General features: G+C 72.0%; 16 protein-coding genes and 7 tRNA genes. 9 read left to right on the top strand and 14 right to left on the bottom strand.

Features of this window, described 5'->3' with window-relative positions; translation table 11 throughout:
- Nucleotides 1-17: 17 nt before the first annotated feature.
- From ACL06G_RS06470 to ACL06G_RS06450, 5 genes are all read right to left on the bottom strand, one after another.
- Nucleotides 18-581 carry an HIT family protein gene (locus ACL06G_RS06470; protein ID WP_412784269.1) on the bottom strand — a complete coding sequence of 188 codons (564 nt, stop codon included), beginning with the start codon at nt 579-581 and terminating at the stop codon, nt 18-20.
- Between the two features lie 53 nt (nt 582-634).
- Nucleotides 635-2,659, bottom strand: coding sequence for a threonine--tRNA ligase (gene thrS / locus ACL06G_RS06465; RefSeq protein ID WP_412784268.1), 2,025 nt, complete (start codon nt 2,657-2,659; stop codon nt 635-637).
- Between the two features lie 107 nt (nt 2,660-2,766).
- Nucleotides 2,767-2,838 (bottom strand) — tRNA-Val (locus tag ACL06G_RS06460).
- Between the two features lie 56 nt (nt 2,839-2,894).
- Nucleotides 2,895-3,362, bottom strand: coding sequence for an SRPBCC family protein (locus ACL06G_RS06455; protein WP_412784267.1), 468 nt, complete (start codon nt 3,360-3,362; stop codon nt 2,895-2,897).
- A 72-nt stretch (nt 3,363-3,434) separates the two neighbouring features.
- Nucleotides 3,435-3,506 (bottom strand) — tRNA-Val (locus tag ACL06G_RS06450).
- Nucleotides 3,507-3,855: 349 nt separating this feature from the next.
- Between ACL06G_RS06450 and ACL06G_RS06445 the strand changes: the two genes are divergently transcribed.
- Nucleotides 3,856-4,269 carry an SsgA family sporulation/cell division regulator gene (locus ACL06G_RS06445; protein ID WP_003959770.1) on the top strand — a complete coding sequence of 138 codons (414 nt, stop codon included), beginning with the start codon at nt 3,856-3,858 and terminating at the stop codon, nt 4,267-4,269.
- 175 nt (nt 4,270-4,444) lie between these two features.
- Nucleotides 4,445-5,011, top strand: a complete 567-nt coding sequence (locus tag ACL06G_RS06440) for a CGNR zinc finger domain-containing protein (RefSeq protein ID WP_412784266.1) — start codon at nt 4,445-4,447, stop codon at nt 5,009-5,011.
- An 18-nt stretch (nt 5,012-5,029) separates the two neighbouring features.
- Here ACL06G_RS06440 and ACL06G_RS06435 read toward each other — a convergent pair whose 3' ends face one another.
- Both ACL06G_RS06435 and ACL06G_RS06430 read right to left on the bottom strand, forming a co-directional pair.
- Nucleotides 5,030-5,215, bottom strand: a complete 186-nt coding sequence (locus ACL06G_RS06435) for a hypothetical protein (RefSeq protein ID WP_412784265.1) — start codon at nt 5,213-5,215, stop codon at nt 5,030-5,032.
- Nucleotides 5,216-5,284: 69 nt separating this feature from the next.
- Nucleotides 5,285-5,752: a hypothetical protein gene (locus tag ACL06G_RS06430; protein ID WP_412784264.1), complete on the bottom strand. Its 468-nt coding sequence runs from the start codon at nt 5,750-5,752 to the stop codon at nt 5,285-5,287.
- 117 nt (nt 5,753-5,869) lie between these two features.
- Here ACL06G_RS06430 and ACL06G_RS06425 point away from each other — a divergent pair, with 117 nt between their 5' ends.
- Nucleotides 5,870-6,388 (top strand): DsbA family protein, encoded by a 519-nt coding sequence (locus tag ACL06G_RS06425; RefSeq protein ID WP_412784263.1) that lies wholly within the window; start codon nt 5,870-5,872, stop codon nt 6,386-6,388.
- An 18-nt stretch (nt 6,389-6,406) separates the two neighbouring features.
- On the opposite strand, the gene ACL06G_RS06420 is transcribed toward ACL06G_RS06425, so the two are convergent.
- The 3 genes from ACL06G_RS06420 to ACL06G_RS06410 are packed head-to-tail and all read right to left on the bottom strand — an operon-like array spanning nt 6,407 to nt 9,070.
- Complete coding sequence (locus ACL06G_RS06420; RefSeq protein ID WP_412835554.1) at nt 6,407-7,156, bottom strand: GNAT family N-acetyltransferase; 750 nt, start codon at nt 7,154-7,156, stop codon at nt 6,407-6,409.
- 4 nt (nt 7,157-7,160) lie between these two features.
- Entirely contained in the window at nt 7,161-7,982 is an 822-nt protein-coding gene (locus ACL06G_RS06415; protein ID WP_412835553.1) for an aminotransferase class IV, read from the bottom strand.
- Nucleotides 7,979-9,070 carry a chorismate-binding protein gene (locus ACL06G_RS06410; protein ID WP_412784260.1) on the bottom strand — a complete coding sequence of 364 codons (1,092 nt, stop codon included), beginning with the start codon at nt 9,068-9,070 and terminating at the stop codon, nt 7,979-7,981. The genes ACL06G_RS06415 and ACL06G_RS06410 overlap by 4 nt, the downstream gene beginning before the upstream one ends.
- Nucleotides 9,071-9,221: 151 nt before the next feature.
- Here ACL06G_RS06410 and ACL06G_RS06405 point away from each other — a divergent pair.
- From ACL06G_RS06405 to ACL06G_RS06385, 5 genes are all read left to right on the top strand, one after another.
- Nucleotides 9,222-9,294: transfer RNA gene (locus ACL06G_RS06405), tRNA-Gly, on the top strand.
- 28 nt (nt 9,295-9,322) lie between these two features.
- Nucleotides 9,323-9,393 (top strand) — tRNA-Cys (locus ACL06G_RS06400).
- A gap of 1 nt (nt 9,394) precedes the next feature.
- Nucleotides 9,395-9,466, top strand: a tRNA-Val gene (locus tag ACL06G_RS06395).
- A gap of 51 nt (nt 9,467-9,517) precedes the next feature.
- Nucleotides 9,518-9,589, top strand: a tRNA-Val gene (locus ACL06G_RS06390).
- 10 nt (nt 9,590-9,599) lie between these two features.
- A tRNA-Val gene (locus tag ACL06G_RS06385) sits at nt 9,600-9,671 on the top strand.
- An 88-nt stretch (nt 9,672-9,759) separates the two neighbouring features.
- On the opposite strand, the gene ACL06G_RS06380 is transcribed toward ACL06G_RS06385, so the two are convergent.
- From ACL06G_RS06380 to ACL06G_RS06370, 3 genes are all read right to left on the bottom strand, one after another.
- A complete protein-coding gene (locus ACL06G_RS06380; RefSeq protein ID WP_412784259.1) occupies nt 9,760-10,038 on the bottom strand; it encodes a TFIIB-type zinc ribbon-containing protein in 279 nt (92 codons plus the stop codon).
- Between the two features lie 45 nt (nt 10,039-10,083).
- Nucleotides 10,084-11,049, bottom strand: coding sequence for a phosphotransferase (locus ACL06G_RS06375; protein ID WP_412784258.1), 966 nt, complete (start codon nt 11,047-11,049; stop codon nt 10,084-10,086).
- Between the two features lie 158 nt (nt 11,050-11,207).
- Nucleotides 11,208-11,417, bottom strand: a complete 210-nt coding sequence (locus ACL06G_RS06370) for a hypothetical protein (RefSeq protein WP_412784257.1) — start codon at nt 11,415-11,417, stop codon at nt 11,208-11,210.
- 546 nt (nt 11,418-11,963) lie between these two features.
- On the opposite strand from ACL06G_RS06370, the gene ACL06G_RS06365 reads away from it, so the two are divergent.
- The gene (locus ACL06G_RS06365; protein WP_412784256.1) at nt 11,964-13,286 is read left to right on the top strand and encodes a serine/threonine-protein kinase; all 1,323 of its coding nucleotides are present in this window, start codon (nt 11,964-11,966) and stop codon (nt 13,284-13,286) included.
- On the opposite strand, the gene ACL06G_RS06360 is transcribed toward ACL06G_RS06365, so the two are convergent.
- The gene (locus ACL06G_RS06360; protein ID WP_412784255.1) at nt 13,271-14,074 is read right to left on the bottom strand and encodes a TrmH family RNA methyltransferase; all 804 of its coding nucleotides are present in this window, start codon (nt 14,072-14,074) and stop codon (nt 13,271-13,273) included. The two genes, ACL06G_RS06365 and ACL06G_RS06360, sit on opposite strands and share 16 nt — an antisense overlap.
- Between the last annotated feature and the right edge of the window lie 6 nt (nt 14,075-14,080).

Raw genomic sequence — 14,080 nt, 5'->3', positions numbered from 1 at the left:
CCGGGGCGGGCGGCACCTCAGTCGCCCGGCCACGCCTCGGCGAGCAGTGCCCGGGTGTCCGCGAGGAGCTGCGGAAGGATGCGGGTGTGGCCCACAACCGGCATGAAGTTGGTGTCACCGCCCCACCGGGGCACCAGGTGCTGGTGCAGATGGCCGGCGATGCCCGCCCCGGCGACGGATCCCTGGTTCATGCCGATGTTGAAGCCGTGTGCGCCGGAAACGCTCCGCAGGGTCGTCATCGCGCGCTGTGTGAACTCTCCGAGCTCGAGGGTCTCGGGGCGGTCGAGCTCGGTGTAGTCGGCCACGTGGCGGTAGGGGACGGTCATCAGGTGACCGCCGTTGTAGGGGTAGAGGTTGAGTACCGCGTAGACCCGCTCTCCCCGCGCGACGACCAGCCCGTCCTCGTCGCTCTTTCCGGGGATCGAGCAGAAGGGGCAGCCGTCGCCCGAGCCCGGGCCGCTGGGTTTGTTCTCCCCCTGGATGTAGGCCATGCGGTGCGGCGTCCACATGCGCTGGAACGCGTCCGGCTCGCCGACCCCGATCTGCTGCTCCGGCTGCTCGCTGCTCATACCGGCCAGCATATGGCGAGGGGCCCCGGCGGTGCTTCCGGGGTCCCTCGCGCCCGCTCCGGCGGTCAGGCGTGCCGCTCGACGGCTTCCTGCAGCTCGTCGAGCGCCTCGGCCCGGCCGACACCGTTCTTCTGGGATCCGTCGCGATAGCGGAAGCTGACGGTGCCCGCGTTCATGTCGTCGTCACCGACGATGATCATGAAGGGCACCTTGGCCTTCTGCGCATTGCGGATCTTCTTCTGCATCCGGTCGGAGGAGGAGTCGACCTCGACGCGCAGCCCGCGCTTCTTCGCCTCGGCGGCGAAGTCCTGCAGGTAGGGCACGTGAGCGTCGCCCACCGGGATTCCGGTGGCCTGGACCGGGGCGAGCCAGGCGGGGAAGGCTCCGGCGTAGTGCTCCAGCAGCACCGCGAAGAACCGCTCGATCGAGCCGAACAGGGCCCGGTGGATCACGACGGGGCGCTGCCGCGAGCCGTCGGCGGCGGTGTAGTGCAGGTCGAACCGCTCGGGCATGTTGAAGTCGACCTGGATGGTGGACATCTGCCAGGTGCGGCCGATCGCGTCCTTGGCCTGAACCGAGATCTTGGGCCCGTAGAAGGCGGCGCCGCCCGGGTCCATCACCAGCTCCAGGCCCTGCTTCTCGGCCGCCTGACGGAGCGCCTCGGTGGACTCCTCCCACACCTCGTCGGTGCCGACGGACTTCTCCGGATCCCTGGTGGACAGTTCCAGGTAGAAGTCGTCCAGACCGTAGTCGCGCAACAGGTTCAGCACGAAGGTGAGCAGGCTGTCCAGCTCGGCCGCCATCTGCTCCCGGGTGCAGTAGATGTGCGAGTCGTCCTGGGTGAACCCGCGGGCGCGTGTGAGCCCGTGGACGACACCCGACTTCTCGTAGCGGTAGACCGTGCCGAACTCGAACAGCCGCAGGGGGAGTTCGCGATACGAGCGCCCCCGTGCATCGAACACGAGGTGGTGCATCGGGCAGTTCATGGGCTTCAGGTAGTAGTCCTGGCCCTCGTCGAGCTGCATGGGCGGGTACATGCCGTCCGCGTACCAGTCCAGGTGTCCCGACTTCTCGAAGAGTGCCGCCTTGGTGGCGTGCGGCGTGTAGACGAACTCGTAGTCCGCCTCCTCGTGACGCCGGCGGGAGTAGTCCTCCATGACGCGGCGGACGATCCCGCCCTTGGGGTGGAAGACGGCGAGGCCGGAACCGATCTCCTCGGGAATGGAGAAGAGGTCGAGTTCGGTGCCGAGCCGTCGGTGGTCGCGCTTCTCCGCCTCCGCCAGGAACTCCAGATGCGCCTTGAGGGCGTCCTTGGTCGGCCAGGCGGTTCCGTAGATCCGCTGGAGCTGCTTGTTCTTCTCGCTGCCACGCCAGTAGGCGGCGGCGCTGCGCATGAGCTTGAAGGCCGGGACGAGCCGGGTGGTCGGCAGGTGCGGACCGCGGCAGAGGTCCTTCCAGCACAGTTCGCCCGTCCTGGCGTCGAGGTTGTCGTAGATGGTGAGCTCACCGCCGCCCACCTCGGCGGAGGCACCCTCCGCTGCCTCTCCCGCGTCTCCCTTCAGACCGATGAGCTCCAGCTTGTACGGCTCGTCGGCGAGTTCCTCACGGGCGTCCTCGTCGGTGGTCACGCGGCGGGAGAAGCGCTGGCCGCGCTTGACGATCTCCTGCATCTTCTTCTCGATGCGCTTGAGATCGTCCGGGTGGAAGGGCTGCTCGACGTCGAAGTCGTAGTAGAAGCCGTCCTTGATGGGCGGGCCGATGCCGAGCTTCGCCTCGGGGAAGAGCTCCTGCACCGCCTGTGCCATGACGTGCGCGGTGGAGTGCCGCAGGATGTCCAGCCCGTCGGGCTCGGAGATCAGGACGGGCTCGACCTCGTCGCCCTCCGCGAGCGGGCGGTCGAGGTCGCGCAGTTCTCCGGCGACCCGGGCGGCGACGACGGAACGGTCGCCCTCGAAGAGAGCGGCGGCCGTGGTGCCCGTGGTCACCACGCGTTCTTCCCGCTCGGAATCGCGTTGGATGATCACACGGACGTCTGTCACCGGTCTCTCCTGCAGGTCGAGGTCGACGGTGGCGGGCTCGATCCCGGCCACCGCGGGAATCGTACCGAGCGCGGCGGGTGTCCCGCCAAAGGCATTCACGCGGCCCGCACACGCGACAGGCCGGTCCGTGAGAACACGGACCGGCCTGCGACGGTCGGTGGGCGATACTGGGTTCGAACCAGTGACCTCTTCGGTGTGAACGAAGCGCTCTCCCGCTGAGCTAATCGCCCGGGTGCGGCCCGGGAATTCCCCGGCGTCCGGCACGAGCAGAACCATACAGTGCGGCTCACTCGTCGTCCAAACTCCGGAGCCTGGCGCACAGTCCACGCCGGCCGGCGCGCATCATCAGCGCGTGGTTCGCGCGCAGCAGTGGCCTCGCCACCACCGCGAGGAGCCCGAGGAGCGGGCGCGTGACGTCGGTGTACTGCTCGAAGTGGACCTCACTGCCGCCGGCCGCTCCGGCACGGACCTCGCAGGTGATCCAACCGGAGAGGTCCCCGTCCATGTCGACGGCGAGCAGCCCCGCCCGCGGATCCCGGCGACGGCTCCTGAGCGTGATCCGGTATTCCAGCGGCAGTACCGAGCGGAGGCGCACACGCGCGGAATTCGGGTCGGCGCCGGAAACCTCACGGATCTGCGGCCACCAGCGGGGGTAGTCCTCGACGGTCTCCAGTGCCGCGTACACACGCTCCGGCGATGCGGGCAGCCGGCGCCAGGCGCTGCGGAAGCGGAAACCGCGCAGCGTCGCGCACATGGCCGCCTCTCCGGGAACAGCGAAGCCGAGCGGCAGGAAAACGTCCGTTTCCCACCACTCGGCAGTACACGGTGGGCGATACTGGGTTCGAACCAGTGACCTCTTCGGTGTGAACGAAGCGCTCTCCCGCTGAGCTAATCGCCCGGGTGCGGCGCCCACATTACCGCATGTCAGGGGGTGCTAATGACCACGTGCGACCGGGGGCCCGCGTCGCACGGCACCCGTGCGCCCTCCCCGGCACGCCGCACGTGGGGCCACCGGGCGAAGCGGAGCAACGCCGTACCCCGCAGACCCGCACACAAACCACCACCGCGGAGTGGATCCGACACCCATCACTCGCATGGCCGTACGAAAAAAATCGCGATGGGCCACGCGAACGACTTGAAGCCTTACAAATCAGTCAGAGGGGTTTACAACCGTCCGGTAAGTGGCATCTCGATTGCGCCGACGTGCGAATCCCCGAGCGCACACTGAGCGAAAGGCCCTGGCGCTTATGAACACCACGGTCAGCTGCGAGCTGCACCTGCGCCTCGTTGTATCGAGCGAGTCATCACTGCCTGTACCCGCGGGCCTGCGGTACGACACGGCGGACCCGTATGCGGTGCACGCCACCTTCCACACCGGTGCCGAGGAGACCGTCGAGTGGGTGTTCGCCCGCGACCTCCTCGCCGAGGGCCTCCACCGCCCCACGGGCACCGGCGACGTCCGTGTCTGGCCGTCCCGCAGCCACGGTCAGGGAGTCGTCTGCATCGCCCTCAGCTCTCCGGAGGGAGAAGCCCTGCTCGAAGCGCCTGCCCGGGCGCTCGAGTCCTTCCTCAAACGAACCGACGCCGCCGTACCACCCGGTACGGAGCACCGCCACTTCGATCTGGACACCGAGCTCTCGCACATTCTCGCGGAGAGCTGAGACTCCCTCCGGTCCACCGCGACCGTCCGACTCGGGGCGACGGCTTGCGGTGGCCGGTGGGCTGCTCGCGCACGGTGGTGCCGTCACCACAGCCCGATGTGGTGACGGCACCACCGTGCGCGCACGAGACGCTAGGCTCGTGCGGCATCGGAACCGCTGAACGCCAGGAGCGACGGTGCAGATCAATCACGACACCCGGTGCGCACTCGACGACATCGTCGACCTGCTGAACACGGCGCCCGAGGGCGACTCCCCCGACGGTCTGCTCTCGGTGGACGATCTGCGCGCCTACGTCGAGCGCAACCGGGTGAGCGACGTCGGGGCCCTCGGCGAGCGCGACCTCACGGCCGTCCGGCAGGTCCGCGACCGCGTGGCGCGGATCTTCGCCGCCGATGACGCACGGAGCGCGGCGGAACTGATCAACGCGCTGGTCGCCGGCGCCGGCACCACACCACAGCTCACCGACCACGACGGCTACGACTGGCACGTGCACTACTTCGCCCCCGGAGCCTCCGTCGCCGACCATCTGGCGGCCGACGGCGGAATGGCGCTGGCCTTCCTCGTGGTTGCGGGCGAGCAGGAGAGACTGCGCCGTTGCGAGGCGCCGGACTGCCGTCGCGCCTTCATCGACCTCTCCCGCAACCGCTCACGCCGTTACTGCGACAGCCGGACCTGCGGCAACCGGCTGCACGTGGCCGCGTACCGCGCCCGGCAGCGGGAATCCGCGGACTCCCACGGGTGACGGGCGCTCCGACGCCGCTCACAGCAGGAACAGATCGTGGGCGCCGCAGAGACCGATGAGGGCTCCGACGACGGCGAGGAAGAGCATCAGCGGTGGCTGCGAGAGCGCGAACAGGCAGCCTCGCGCATCGGCCGGCGCGTCGGGCAGACTCCCGGAGGGAGGGTCGCCAGCGTCGCCGGGCGGGGGCTGGGGATCGCGATGCATGGCGCGCCGATGATCGCGCACCCCCACCAGCCGCGGGCGTACAACACGCCCGTGAGCATCCGGTGTTCGTCAGATCCCGTGCTTCTTCAGGATCGCTTCGACGTCGGAGAAGTCGTCGCCGCCGGTGGATGCCCCGGAACGGCCGCCGGCGCCGTCCTTCGACGCTCGAGCCACCTCACGGCGGTCCCGGCCCGCGGCGACGGCGTTCCCGGCACCTTCCGGCGAGCCCTCACCGGTCACCGCGGCGGAGCGACGGCCGGCAGCCACCCGGGCCGCGACGTACAGCACGACGGCGACGGCGAGCAGCGCGAACCCGGTCCAGACGACGGGATCGAGGACGAGGTCCGCCGCCCACCGGGCGACGGCCCGTCCGACATCGGCGGCGAGAGAGATCAGCCCGGCCAGGGCGAGCCCGATCGGGAGCAGCGCGAAGGCGGCGACGCGCGTCGCCGCGACGAACCGTCGCCGGAAGGCGGTCAGCAGGGCGACGGCCAGTCCGGCTGCGGAGAGAGCGGCGCACACGGTCGTGGAGAGCATGTCTCCATCGTGCCTCGCCGCGGGGCCGTGCGGCCATGCCTGCGGCCGTCGCCGCGTCGGATCTCAGGGAGATGTCCGGGTCCGCCCTCCGGGGAGCGGGTGCGAGACTGTCCGACCATGAACACCTCTCCCGCCTCCGGATCCCCCGCCCCCGCACTCGATGTGTGGTGCGAGCTCCAGTGCCCCGACTGCCACCGGGCTCAGGCCGACCTTCGTGCGCTGCGCGAACGGTACGGGGACGCCCTGGAGATCCGCTTCCGGCACTTCCCGCTGGAGAAGCACCGGCATGCCTACGCCGCGGCGCAGGCGGCGGAGGAGGCCTTTGTCCAGGGACGCGGCGACGCGTACGTGGAAGCGGTACTGGAACGCAGTGGCGAGCTGGACGACCGCGGCGAGGAGCTGCTGCTGGAGGTCGCCGACGGGCTGGGCCTGGACCGCGACGAGATGGAGAGTGCGCTGCTGGACGGCCGGCACCTGCTGGCGGTGGACGCCGACCACGCGGAGGGGAGTGCGCTCGGGGTCACCGGTACACCCACCTACCTCATCGGCGGCAGGCGGCTGGACGGCGGGAGGAGCCGGGACGGGCTGCGCGAGCAGATCGAGGAGATCGCGGACCGGCTGCTGAACAGGAGCTGACGGGCCGAGCCGGAGGCGTCACACCAGAGACTTGTCCAGGTGGCGGGCGACGGTCCGGTAGCCGAGCGCGTTCCACGGGGTCTCGTCGTCCTGGGTGTCGTCGGCCCCGCCCTCGGCAGCCGGGCACGGCACGGCGGCCCCCAGCCCCAGGCGGCCCGCCTTCCGGCACACTTCCTCGGCCGCCAGCAGGAGCGCGCGGCCGTGACCGCGCCGGCGGTACTGCTCCCCGACCCTTACCGAGTGGATCCAGGCGCCCGCATCGGCCACCCGGGGCGGTGCCTCGAGTGACAGCAGCAGCGTTCCGACGGCAGTGCCCCGGTGGTGGAGCACGTACGGGACGGGTTCCTCGGGGGCACCCCCGTCCTGCGGCACGAGGCGGCAGTCCGCCGGCAGACCCGGACCGTGCGCCGTGAGCGGCTTGCGGACCTCGCGGGCGTGCTCGACGTACCCGAGGGTGCGGGCCAACCGCAGCGCAGGAGCGGCCCGGTCCGGCACGCGGATGCCGACGCGGCGGCATCCCCAGTCGCGCAGCACCTCCTCCGCGACGAGAACGGCGACCGTCGCCCGGCCCCGGCGGCGGTCCGTCGCGTCCACCTCGAGGTCGGTGATGCCGCCTTCACGGCAGTCGCCGCGGCCCTCGGCCCACAGCCGCACGCCTCCCGATCGGCGCCCGGAGTCGAGGATGTCGTAGGTCCGCGAGCGGGCGCCGGCGGCCGCGCCGGGTGACGGTCGCTCCTCCGGACCGGCCGCTCTGAGCGTGGTGGTCACCGGCTCACGGATCCGGGTGGGCGGCGGACCGCTCGTCGAAGAGCCGCATGGCCTTGGCGGTGACGGGACCGGGAGCGCCATCGAGGAGTCGGTCGCCGATGCGGTGGACCGCCTGGACGTCACGGAGGGAGGAGGTCAGGAAGACCTCGTCCGCCCAGTGGAGGACGTCGAGGGGCAGGTCGGTCTCCCGCGCGCCCGCCCATTCGGCGACCAGGGCACGGGTGATGCCGGCCAGGCAGCCGGAGGCCAGGGGCGGCGTGTGCAGTTCGCCGTCCAGGACGACGAAGACGTTGGAGCCGGTGCCCTCGCAGAGCCGGCCGGCGGTGTTGGCGAAGAGAGCCTCGGAAGCACCTTCCTGCCGGGCCCGTGCGAGGGCGACGACGTTCTCCCCGTAGGAGGTGGTCTTCAGGCCTGCCAGCGCACCGTGCTCGTTACGCGTCCACGGCACGGTGACGACGGCTGTGCTGTCCGGCCGCCGACCGGTCTCCCCGAGCGCGACGACCAGGGTGGGACCCGCGTCCCCGCGGTCGGAGCCGAGCGGCGAGCGCCCGCCGGTGTAGGTGATCCGCAGCCGTCCCAGCGGCGCGGGATGGGCTTCCAGCACCGCGGCGCAGGCACGGCGGACCTCCTCGGGGTCGGGCTCCGGAAGTCCCATGCCCCGGGCGGACACGGCGAGGCGGTCGAGATGCCGGGTGAGGGCGAAGGGAACGCCCCGGGTGGCCTTGACCGTCTCGAAGACACCGTCGCCGACGGTCAGTCCGTGGTCGAACACGGAGACGTGTGCGTCCTCGACGTCCCGCAGGGCTCCGTCCAGCCAGATCCTCACGTCGCGGTCCTCTCGTGGTGCGTGCCCGGCACGGCCGGGCCCGGGTCTGTGTCCGACGCTACCGCGAGCAACCGGGCGGCTTTGAGCTCGGTCTCGGCCCATTCCCGCTCCGGGTCGGAGCCCCAGGTGATGCCCGCACCGGTACCGAAGCGCAGCACGGGCCCGCCGGCGGCCCCGCGGTCGATCCAGAAGGTCCGGATGCCCACGGCCAGCTCTCCGGTGCCGCGGTCGGCGTCGACCCAGCCGACACCGCCGCAGTAGGGGCCGCGCGGGGCGGTCTCCAGGGCGCGGATGATCCGCATGGCGCTGCTCTTGGGGGCTCCGGTGACCGACCCGGGCGGGAAGGTGCCCTCGAGGAGACGGGCCCAGACCGGGGATTCCCGGTGGCCTCCCACCCGGCCGCGCACCGTCGAGACCAGGTGGACGAGCCCCGGGTGTGCCTCGACGGCGCACAGGTCGGGCACCGTGACCGTTCCCGGATCGCACACCCGGCCGAGGTCGTTGCGGACCAGATCGACGATCATGACGTTCTCGGCGTGGTCCTTCTCCAACAGGTCGGCGGCAGTGCGGCCGGTGCCCTTGATGGGGCCGGAGGTGACCGTGCGGCCCTCGCGGCGCAGATACAGCTCGGGCGAGGCGGTGGCCACCTCGACGCCGTGCGCGGGGAGTCGGACCGTACCCGCGTACGGCGCCGGGTTCCCGTCCGCCAGCAGGGCCCCGAGTGCGTCGATGTCGGAGTGTTCCGCGCGCGGATCGGGCAGGCGGGCGCTGAGGACCCGGCACAGGTTCGCCTGGTAGACGTCGCCGGCTGCTATGTGCTGCCGGATCCGTCGCACACCCGCGGTGTAGGCGGCACGGTCCAGCGAACTGAGCCAGACCTCCGGTCCGGGACCGCGCCAGCGTCCGGTGGGCCGGGGTACGGGGTCGGGGCGCACATCACCGAACCGGGCACAGGTCAGGCCACCCTCGAAATCGGCGACGACGGCCCACCACCCCCGGGAGTCGAGGGCGGCCGGGTCACTGGTCACCTCGCGCAGATCGGTGGCGAGGAGCCCGCCGAAGCGGGCGAGAGGGGACGGATCGCGCACGCGTACGAGTGTAGGAGGCGCACGTCGGCGACAACGCTGTGCGAACGGAATTTGAGCTGCGCCCGGAATCCGATAGAGTTCATGGCGTCGCCGGGTCGCACCACACACCCCGGGGACGGGTTCTCCCCGGGTTCGCCCCGGGAAGACTCAGGCGGACGTAGCTCAGCTGGTAGAGCATCACCTTGCCAAGGTGAGGGTCGCGAGTTCGAATCTCGTCGTCCGCTCGGATGGGGGCCCTGCGGCCCCTGCCATGGTGGAGTGGCCGAGAGGCGAGGCAACGGCCTGCAAAGCCGTCTACACGGGTTCAAATCCCGTCTCCACCTCGGACGATTAGCTCAGCGGGAGAGCGCTTCCCTGACACGGAAGAGGTCACTGGTTCAATCCCAGTATCGTCCACTGCACCAGCGGTCCGCCGTCGCCCCTCGGCGGCGGACCGCGAGTGGTCCCGCGCGATTAGCTCAGCGGGAGAGCGCTTCCCTGACACGGAAGAGGTCACTGGTTCAATCCCAGTATCGCGCACGCATGTCCCGGACGATTAGCTCAGCGGGAGAGCGCTTCCCTGACACGGAAGAGGTCACTGGTTCAATCCCAGTATCGTCCACTCCTCGAGGAGCCCCCGGCCGCCGCGGCCGGGGGCTTCTTGCGTGCGGATGCCGCAGGCCGGCCCGCACGCCGCTTCGTCGGGATCCTCAGGAGGAGAACAGCATCCTGCCGAAGCCGCGGTGCCCGTGCCCGTGGTGTGTGCGGTGCGGGGCTCCCCAGGCGGGGCCGGAGGGATAGGGCTGCGGCGCGTGACCGGTGGGAGGCGGAGGCGGAGGCGCCTGGTGCGCCCACTGGGACTCGAACGCGCTCAGGGCTTCGAGTTCGCCGTAGTCGAGGAAGATCCCCCGGCATCCGCTGCACTGCTCGATCTGCACCCCGTTGCGGTTGTACGAATGCATCGGTGCGCGGCACTTGGGACACTGCATCGTCCGACTCATCTCCTCACCCGTCGACTTGACCGGTTCACCAGCCTACGTCCGCACAGAGCGGGAAAGTTCGACGATTCTGCTACAGGAGTCCACTAGTGCGGACTCGTCCTCGTCGAGCGGACGGCGTTCCCGCGCCGCCCGCTCGAGAGCGAGCGCGGCCGACTGCACGGTCAGGGCCCGCGCGGGGGTATCCAGCCAGGGCCACGGGTCGGCACCGGTCTCACGGTGCCGCCGGTATCCCGCGAGCAGCGCCTCCCACGCGGCAGGAGGCAGCAGACCGGCCGCGGTCCAGGCAGCGGGGCGCGCCAGATCCCATGCGGGGTCGCCGACGCCGAGATCGTCGATGTCGATGAGGTGCCACTCCCCCGACGGCCCCGGATGGCGCACGAGCTGCCCCAGATGGAAGTCCCCGTGGCACAGTGCGCGGCCTCGGTCGGCGGGCGGCTCCTCCTCTCCCCGGCACCAACGCGGCAGTCGGGCCCAGGCCAGCTCGACGGTGGTCCGCGCGGCAGCCGGTGGCGGAGGGTCGGCGGCACGCAGACGCGCCACGGCCGCTGCGGCCCGGAGGGGGCCACGCATGCGGGGCAGCGGGCCGACCCGTGCCCGGAGCGGAGCGAGCCCCACCGAATGGAGTCGGCCGAGCAGTGCGCCCGCCTCGGTCCAGGGCGCGCGGGCGGGAGAGTCGGGATCGACCGGCGGGCCGTAGGGCCAGACGGTCGCGGAGCGGCCGTCCACTTGAACGGCTTCGACGGGCGCTACGGGCGCCAGCAGCACCCCCTCCAGGGCCGGGTCGGCGGCGACCCGGAGCCGGGTGGTCAGCGCAGCCGGGTCCGTTCCGGCGGCATGGGCCTTCGCCACCGTGTCCCCGACTCTCACCACCGTGCCGTCGGAACGGTCCGCGAGCAGGATCGGCTCCCCCGCGGCGGCCGTGCCTCCCTCGGCGAGAGCGGCCAGACTTTCCGGCGGCACACGGCCCGGGCCTGCGGGACGGACAGGGTCTGGCTGCATGCGCCGGGATGCTACGCGCTCACGGCGGGCGGCGGCAGCGCGGAGCCCGGGCAGCTCCCCAGCTGCCCGGGCTCGTGAGTCGTCCGCCGTGCCCCGTCCCCACAGGGCCGGATGCCGGATGTCCCCGGCCCGGGCCGCTTTCCCGGGCCCGCTGGGGCTCAACGCCCCAGCATTCCGGCCACGGACGACGCTTGGGTGAGCACTGCTTCGACCCCGCCGAACAGCACGGCGAGCAGTGCGGCCGCAGGAACGGCCATGGCGACCGCCACCAGCGGGTGGCGGTGTCCGCCGGTGCGTCTGCCGACGGCCCCTGCCGTGGCAGTCGACCACCGGCCCCGGAGCGCGATCCGCTCTCCCGTGGAGGCCATGGGCCCTCTCCCCCGTCCGTATCGGGGCGGCGGACGTCGGATCCCGGGGGACGAGTGCTGCGCCCGCCGCTCGGCCCCACGCTAGGCGCATCCGGGCGGTGCGGGCCTCCTGCCTGCGTACCGACCGTGAGGCATCCCGGAGGATGACACCGAGGGCCCGTGTACTCCGGAGGGTGGAGGAGTCCGGTGCGTCCCGGAACTGCGCGTACCCGGCGGGGAGCGAGTCGTGAGGTGGTGATGTCTCTCACGGCGGGAGGTCCCGGACGGCCGGGAGACGGTCGCCCGCCGCGCTGCTCCCGCCGACGGGGCGAGACGGTCGGGCGGCCGTACTCGGACGCTCAAGCCAGCCTGTATCGCGCCCTGTTGACCTCGTGTCCCCTGCGTTCCCGGACTTCTGCCGTGCCCACGGGACGTCACCCTGCACACCCGGCCGCGACCTGACGGCGCGTGCGCCGCTCTCGTGGGGCGGCACCGTCAGTCCGTAAGCTGTCCCCGTCAGCAACGCACGGAGCGGACGGGGCGTCCCGCCGGAGGTAGGGGAACGACATGGCGATGATGCGGCTCCGGCGCGAGGACCCGCGAGTCGTCGGCTCCTTCCGTCTCCATCGGCGTCTCGGCGCCGGTGGAATGGGAGTGGTCTACCTCGGTTCGGACAAGCGCGGGCAGCGCGTCGCCCTGAAGGTGATCAGGCCCGATCTCGCCGAGGACAAGGAGTTCCGGTCCCGCTTCGCCCGTGAGGTGTCCGCCGCACGGCGGATCCGGGGCGGCTGCACCGCGCGGCTGGTGGCCGCGGATCTGGAGGCCGGGCGCCCCTGGTTCGCCACACAGTACGTTCCCGGGCCCTCGCTGCACGACAAGGTGACCGAGGGCGGTCCGCTGCCGGCCTCGCAGGTCGCGTCGATCGGCGCGGCACTCGCCGAAGGGCTGGTGGCGGTCCACGAGGCCGGAGTGGTGCACCGGGACGTCAAACCGTCGAACATCCTGCTGTCCCCGAAGGGGCCGAGGATCATCGACTTCGGCATCGCGTGGGCGACCGGGGCCAGCACCCTGACCCACGTCGGCACCGCCGTCGGCTCGCCCGGGTTCCTCGCTCCGGAACAGGTCCGCGGGGCATCCGTCACACCCGCGACCGACGTGTTCTCGCTCGGAGCGACGCTCGCCTACGCCGCCACCGGGGACTCCCCGTTCGGGCAGGGCAGTTCCGAGGTGATGCTGTACCGGGTGGTGCACGAGGAGCCGCAGTTGCACAACGTGCACGCCGCACTCGCACCGCTCGTCGAGGCCTGCCTGGTGAAGGCGCCCGAGGAGCGGCCCAGCACGCTGCAACTGTCGATGCGTCTGAAGGAGATCGCGGCACGCGAGGCCCGCGGCATGCCGGAAGCGGCGGGGCCGACGGAGACCCGCGTGCCCGCGGGGCGCCGCCCCACCGGCCGTCAGGCGGAGGAGTACGCCCGCCAGCACACCGCGCGGGACGGCGGAGGCACGCTGCCGGACGCCCCGGCCGCGTCCGCGGACGAGCGACAGCGCAGTGAGCGGCGGCCGGCGCCGCGGAGCACGAAGCGGCGCGCCCGCGCGCGGCGCTCCACCACGGCACGCGGCGCGCGCACCGGCACGTCGGGCACGGCATCCGGCCGGCGCCCCGCGTCCCGCCCGGCCCCCCGCACCGGGGCGGACCGCAGGCTGCTGCGGCAACGACTGGTGGTGTTCGTGACGGTGACTCTGCTGGTGGCGCTGGGGATCGCGGCGGCCCAGGGCTGCCAGAGTTCCCTCGGCGGCATCGGCGCCCCTGCCCCGCAGGACGTGCGGTCCGGCGCAGGCCCCGATGTCCGGCTTCCGGCGTCGTCCCGACCGGGTCAGGAGACGGCGTAGAACGCGACCGCGGCCGCGGCCGCCACGTTCAGGGAGTCGACGCCGTGCGCCATCGGGATGCGCACCCGCCGGTCGGCTGCCCGTTGGGCGCGCAGAGAGAGTCCGTCGCCCTCCGCTCCCAGCATCACCGCGAGCGGGCGCCCCTCGCGGACCGACGCGACGTCACCGAGCGGCTCGGCCGATGCGTCGGGAGTGAGGGCGAGTACGTCGAGTCCCGCTTCCCGCACCGTTCGCAGGCCCTGCGGCCAGCCGTCGAGGCGCGCGTAGGGCACGGCGAAGACGGCGCCCATGGAGACCTTGACGGAACGCCGGTAGAGCGGGTCGGCGCAGGACGGCGACAGCAGCACCGCGTCCATCCCGAGCGCGGCGGCGCTGCGGAAGACCGCACCGATGTTGGTGTGGTCGTTGACCGCCTCCATCACCGCGACCCGCCGGGCGGTGGCCAGCAGGTCGGCGGCCACCGGCAGCGCCTTGCGCTCCATCGAGGCGAGCGCCCCGCGGTGCACGTGGTACCCGGTGACCCGCTCGGCGACCTCCGGCGGGACGACGTACGCGGGCGCTGCCGTCTCCTCGACGACGTCCTGCATCGTGGCGGCCCACTTGGGCGTCAGCAGCATCGACCGCATGCGGTACCCGGCCCGCACCGCGCGGCGGATCACCTTCGCGCCCTCGGCGATGAACAGGCCCTCCGCCGGCTCGCGGCGGCGCCTCAGTTCGACGTCGGTGAGGTCCGTGTAGTCGTGGAGCCGCGGGTCGTCCGCGGACTCGACGGGCACCGGCAGCGGCATGGCGCC

This window comes from Streptomyces callyspongiae (genome assembly GCF_047200695.1).
Classification (GTDB): Bacteria; Actinomycetota; Actinomycetes; order Streptomycetales; family Streptomycetaceae; genus Streptomyces.
Note: the sequence above shows the minus strand (reverse complement) of the source record. Positions and strands in the feature narration are given on the sequence as shown.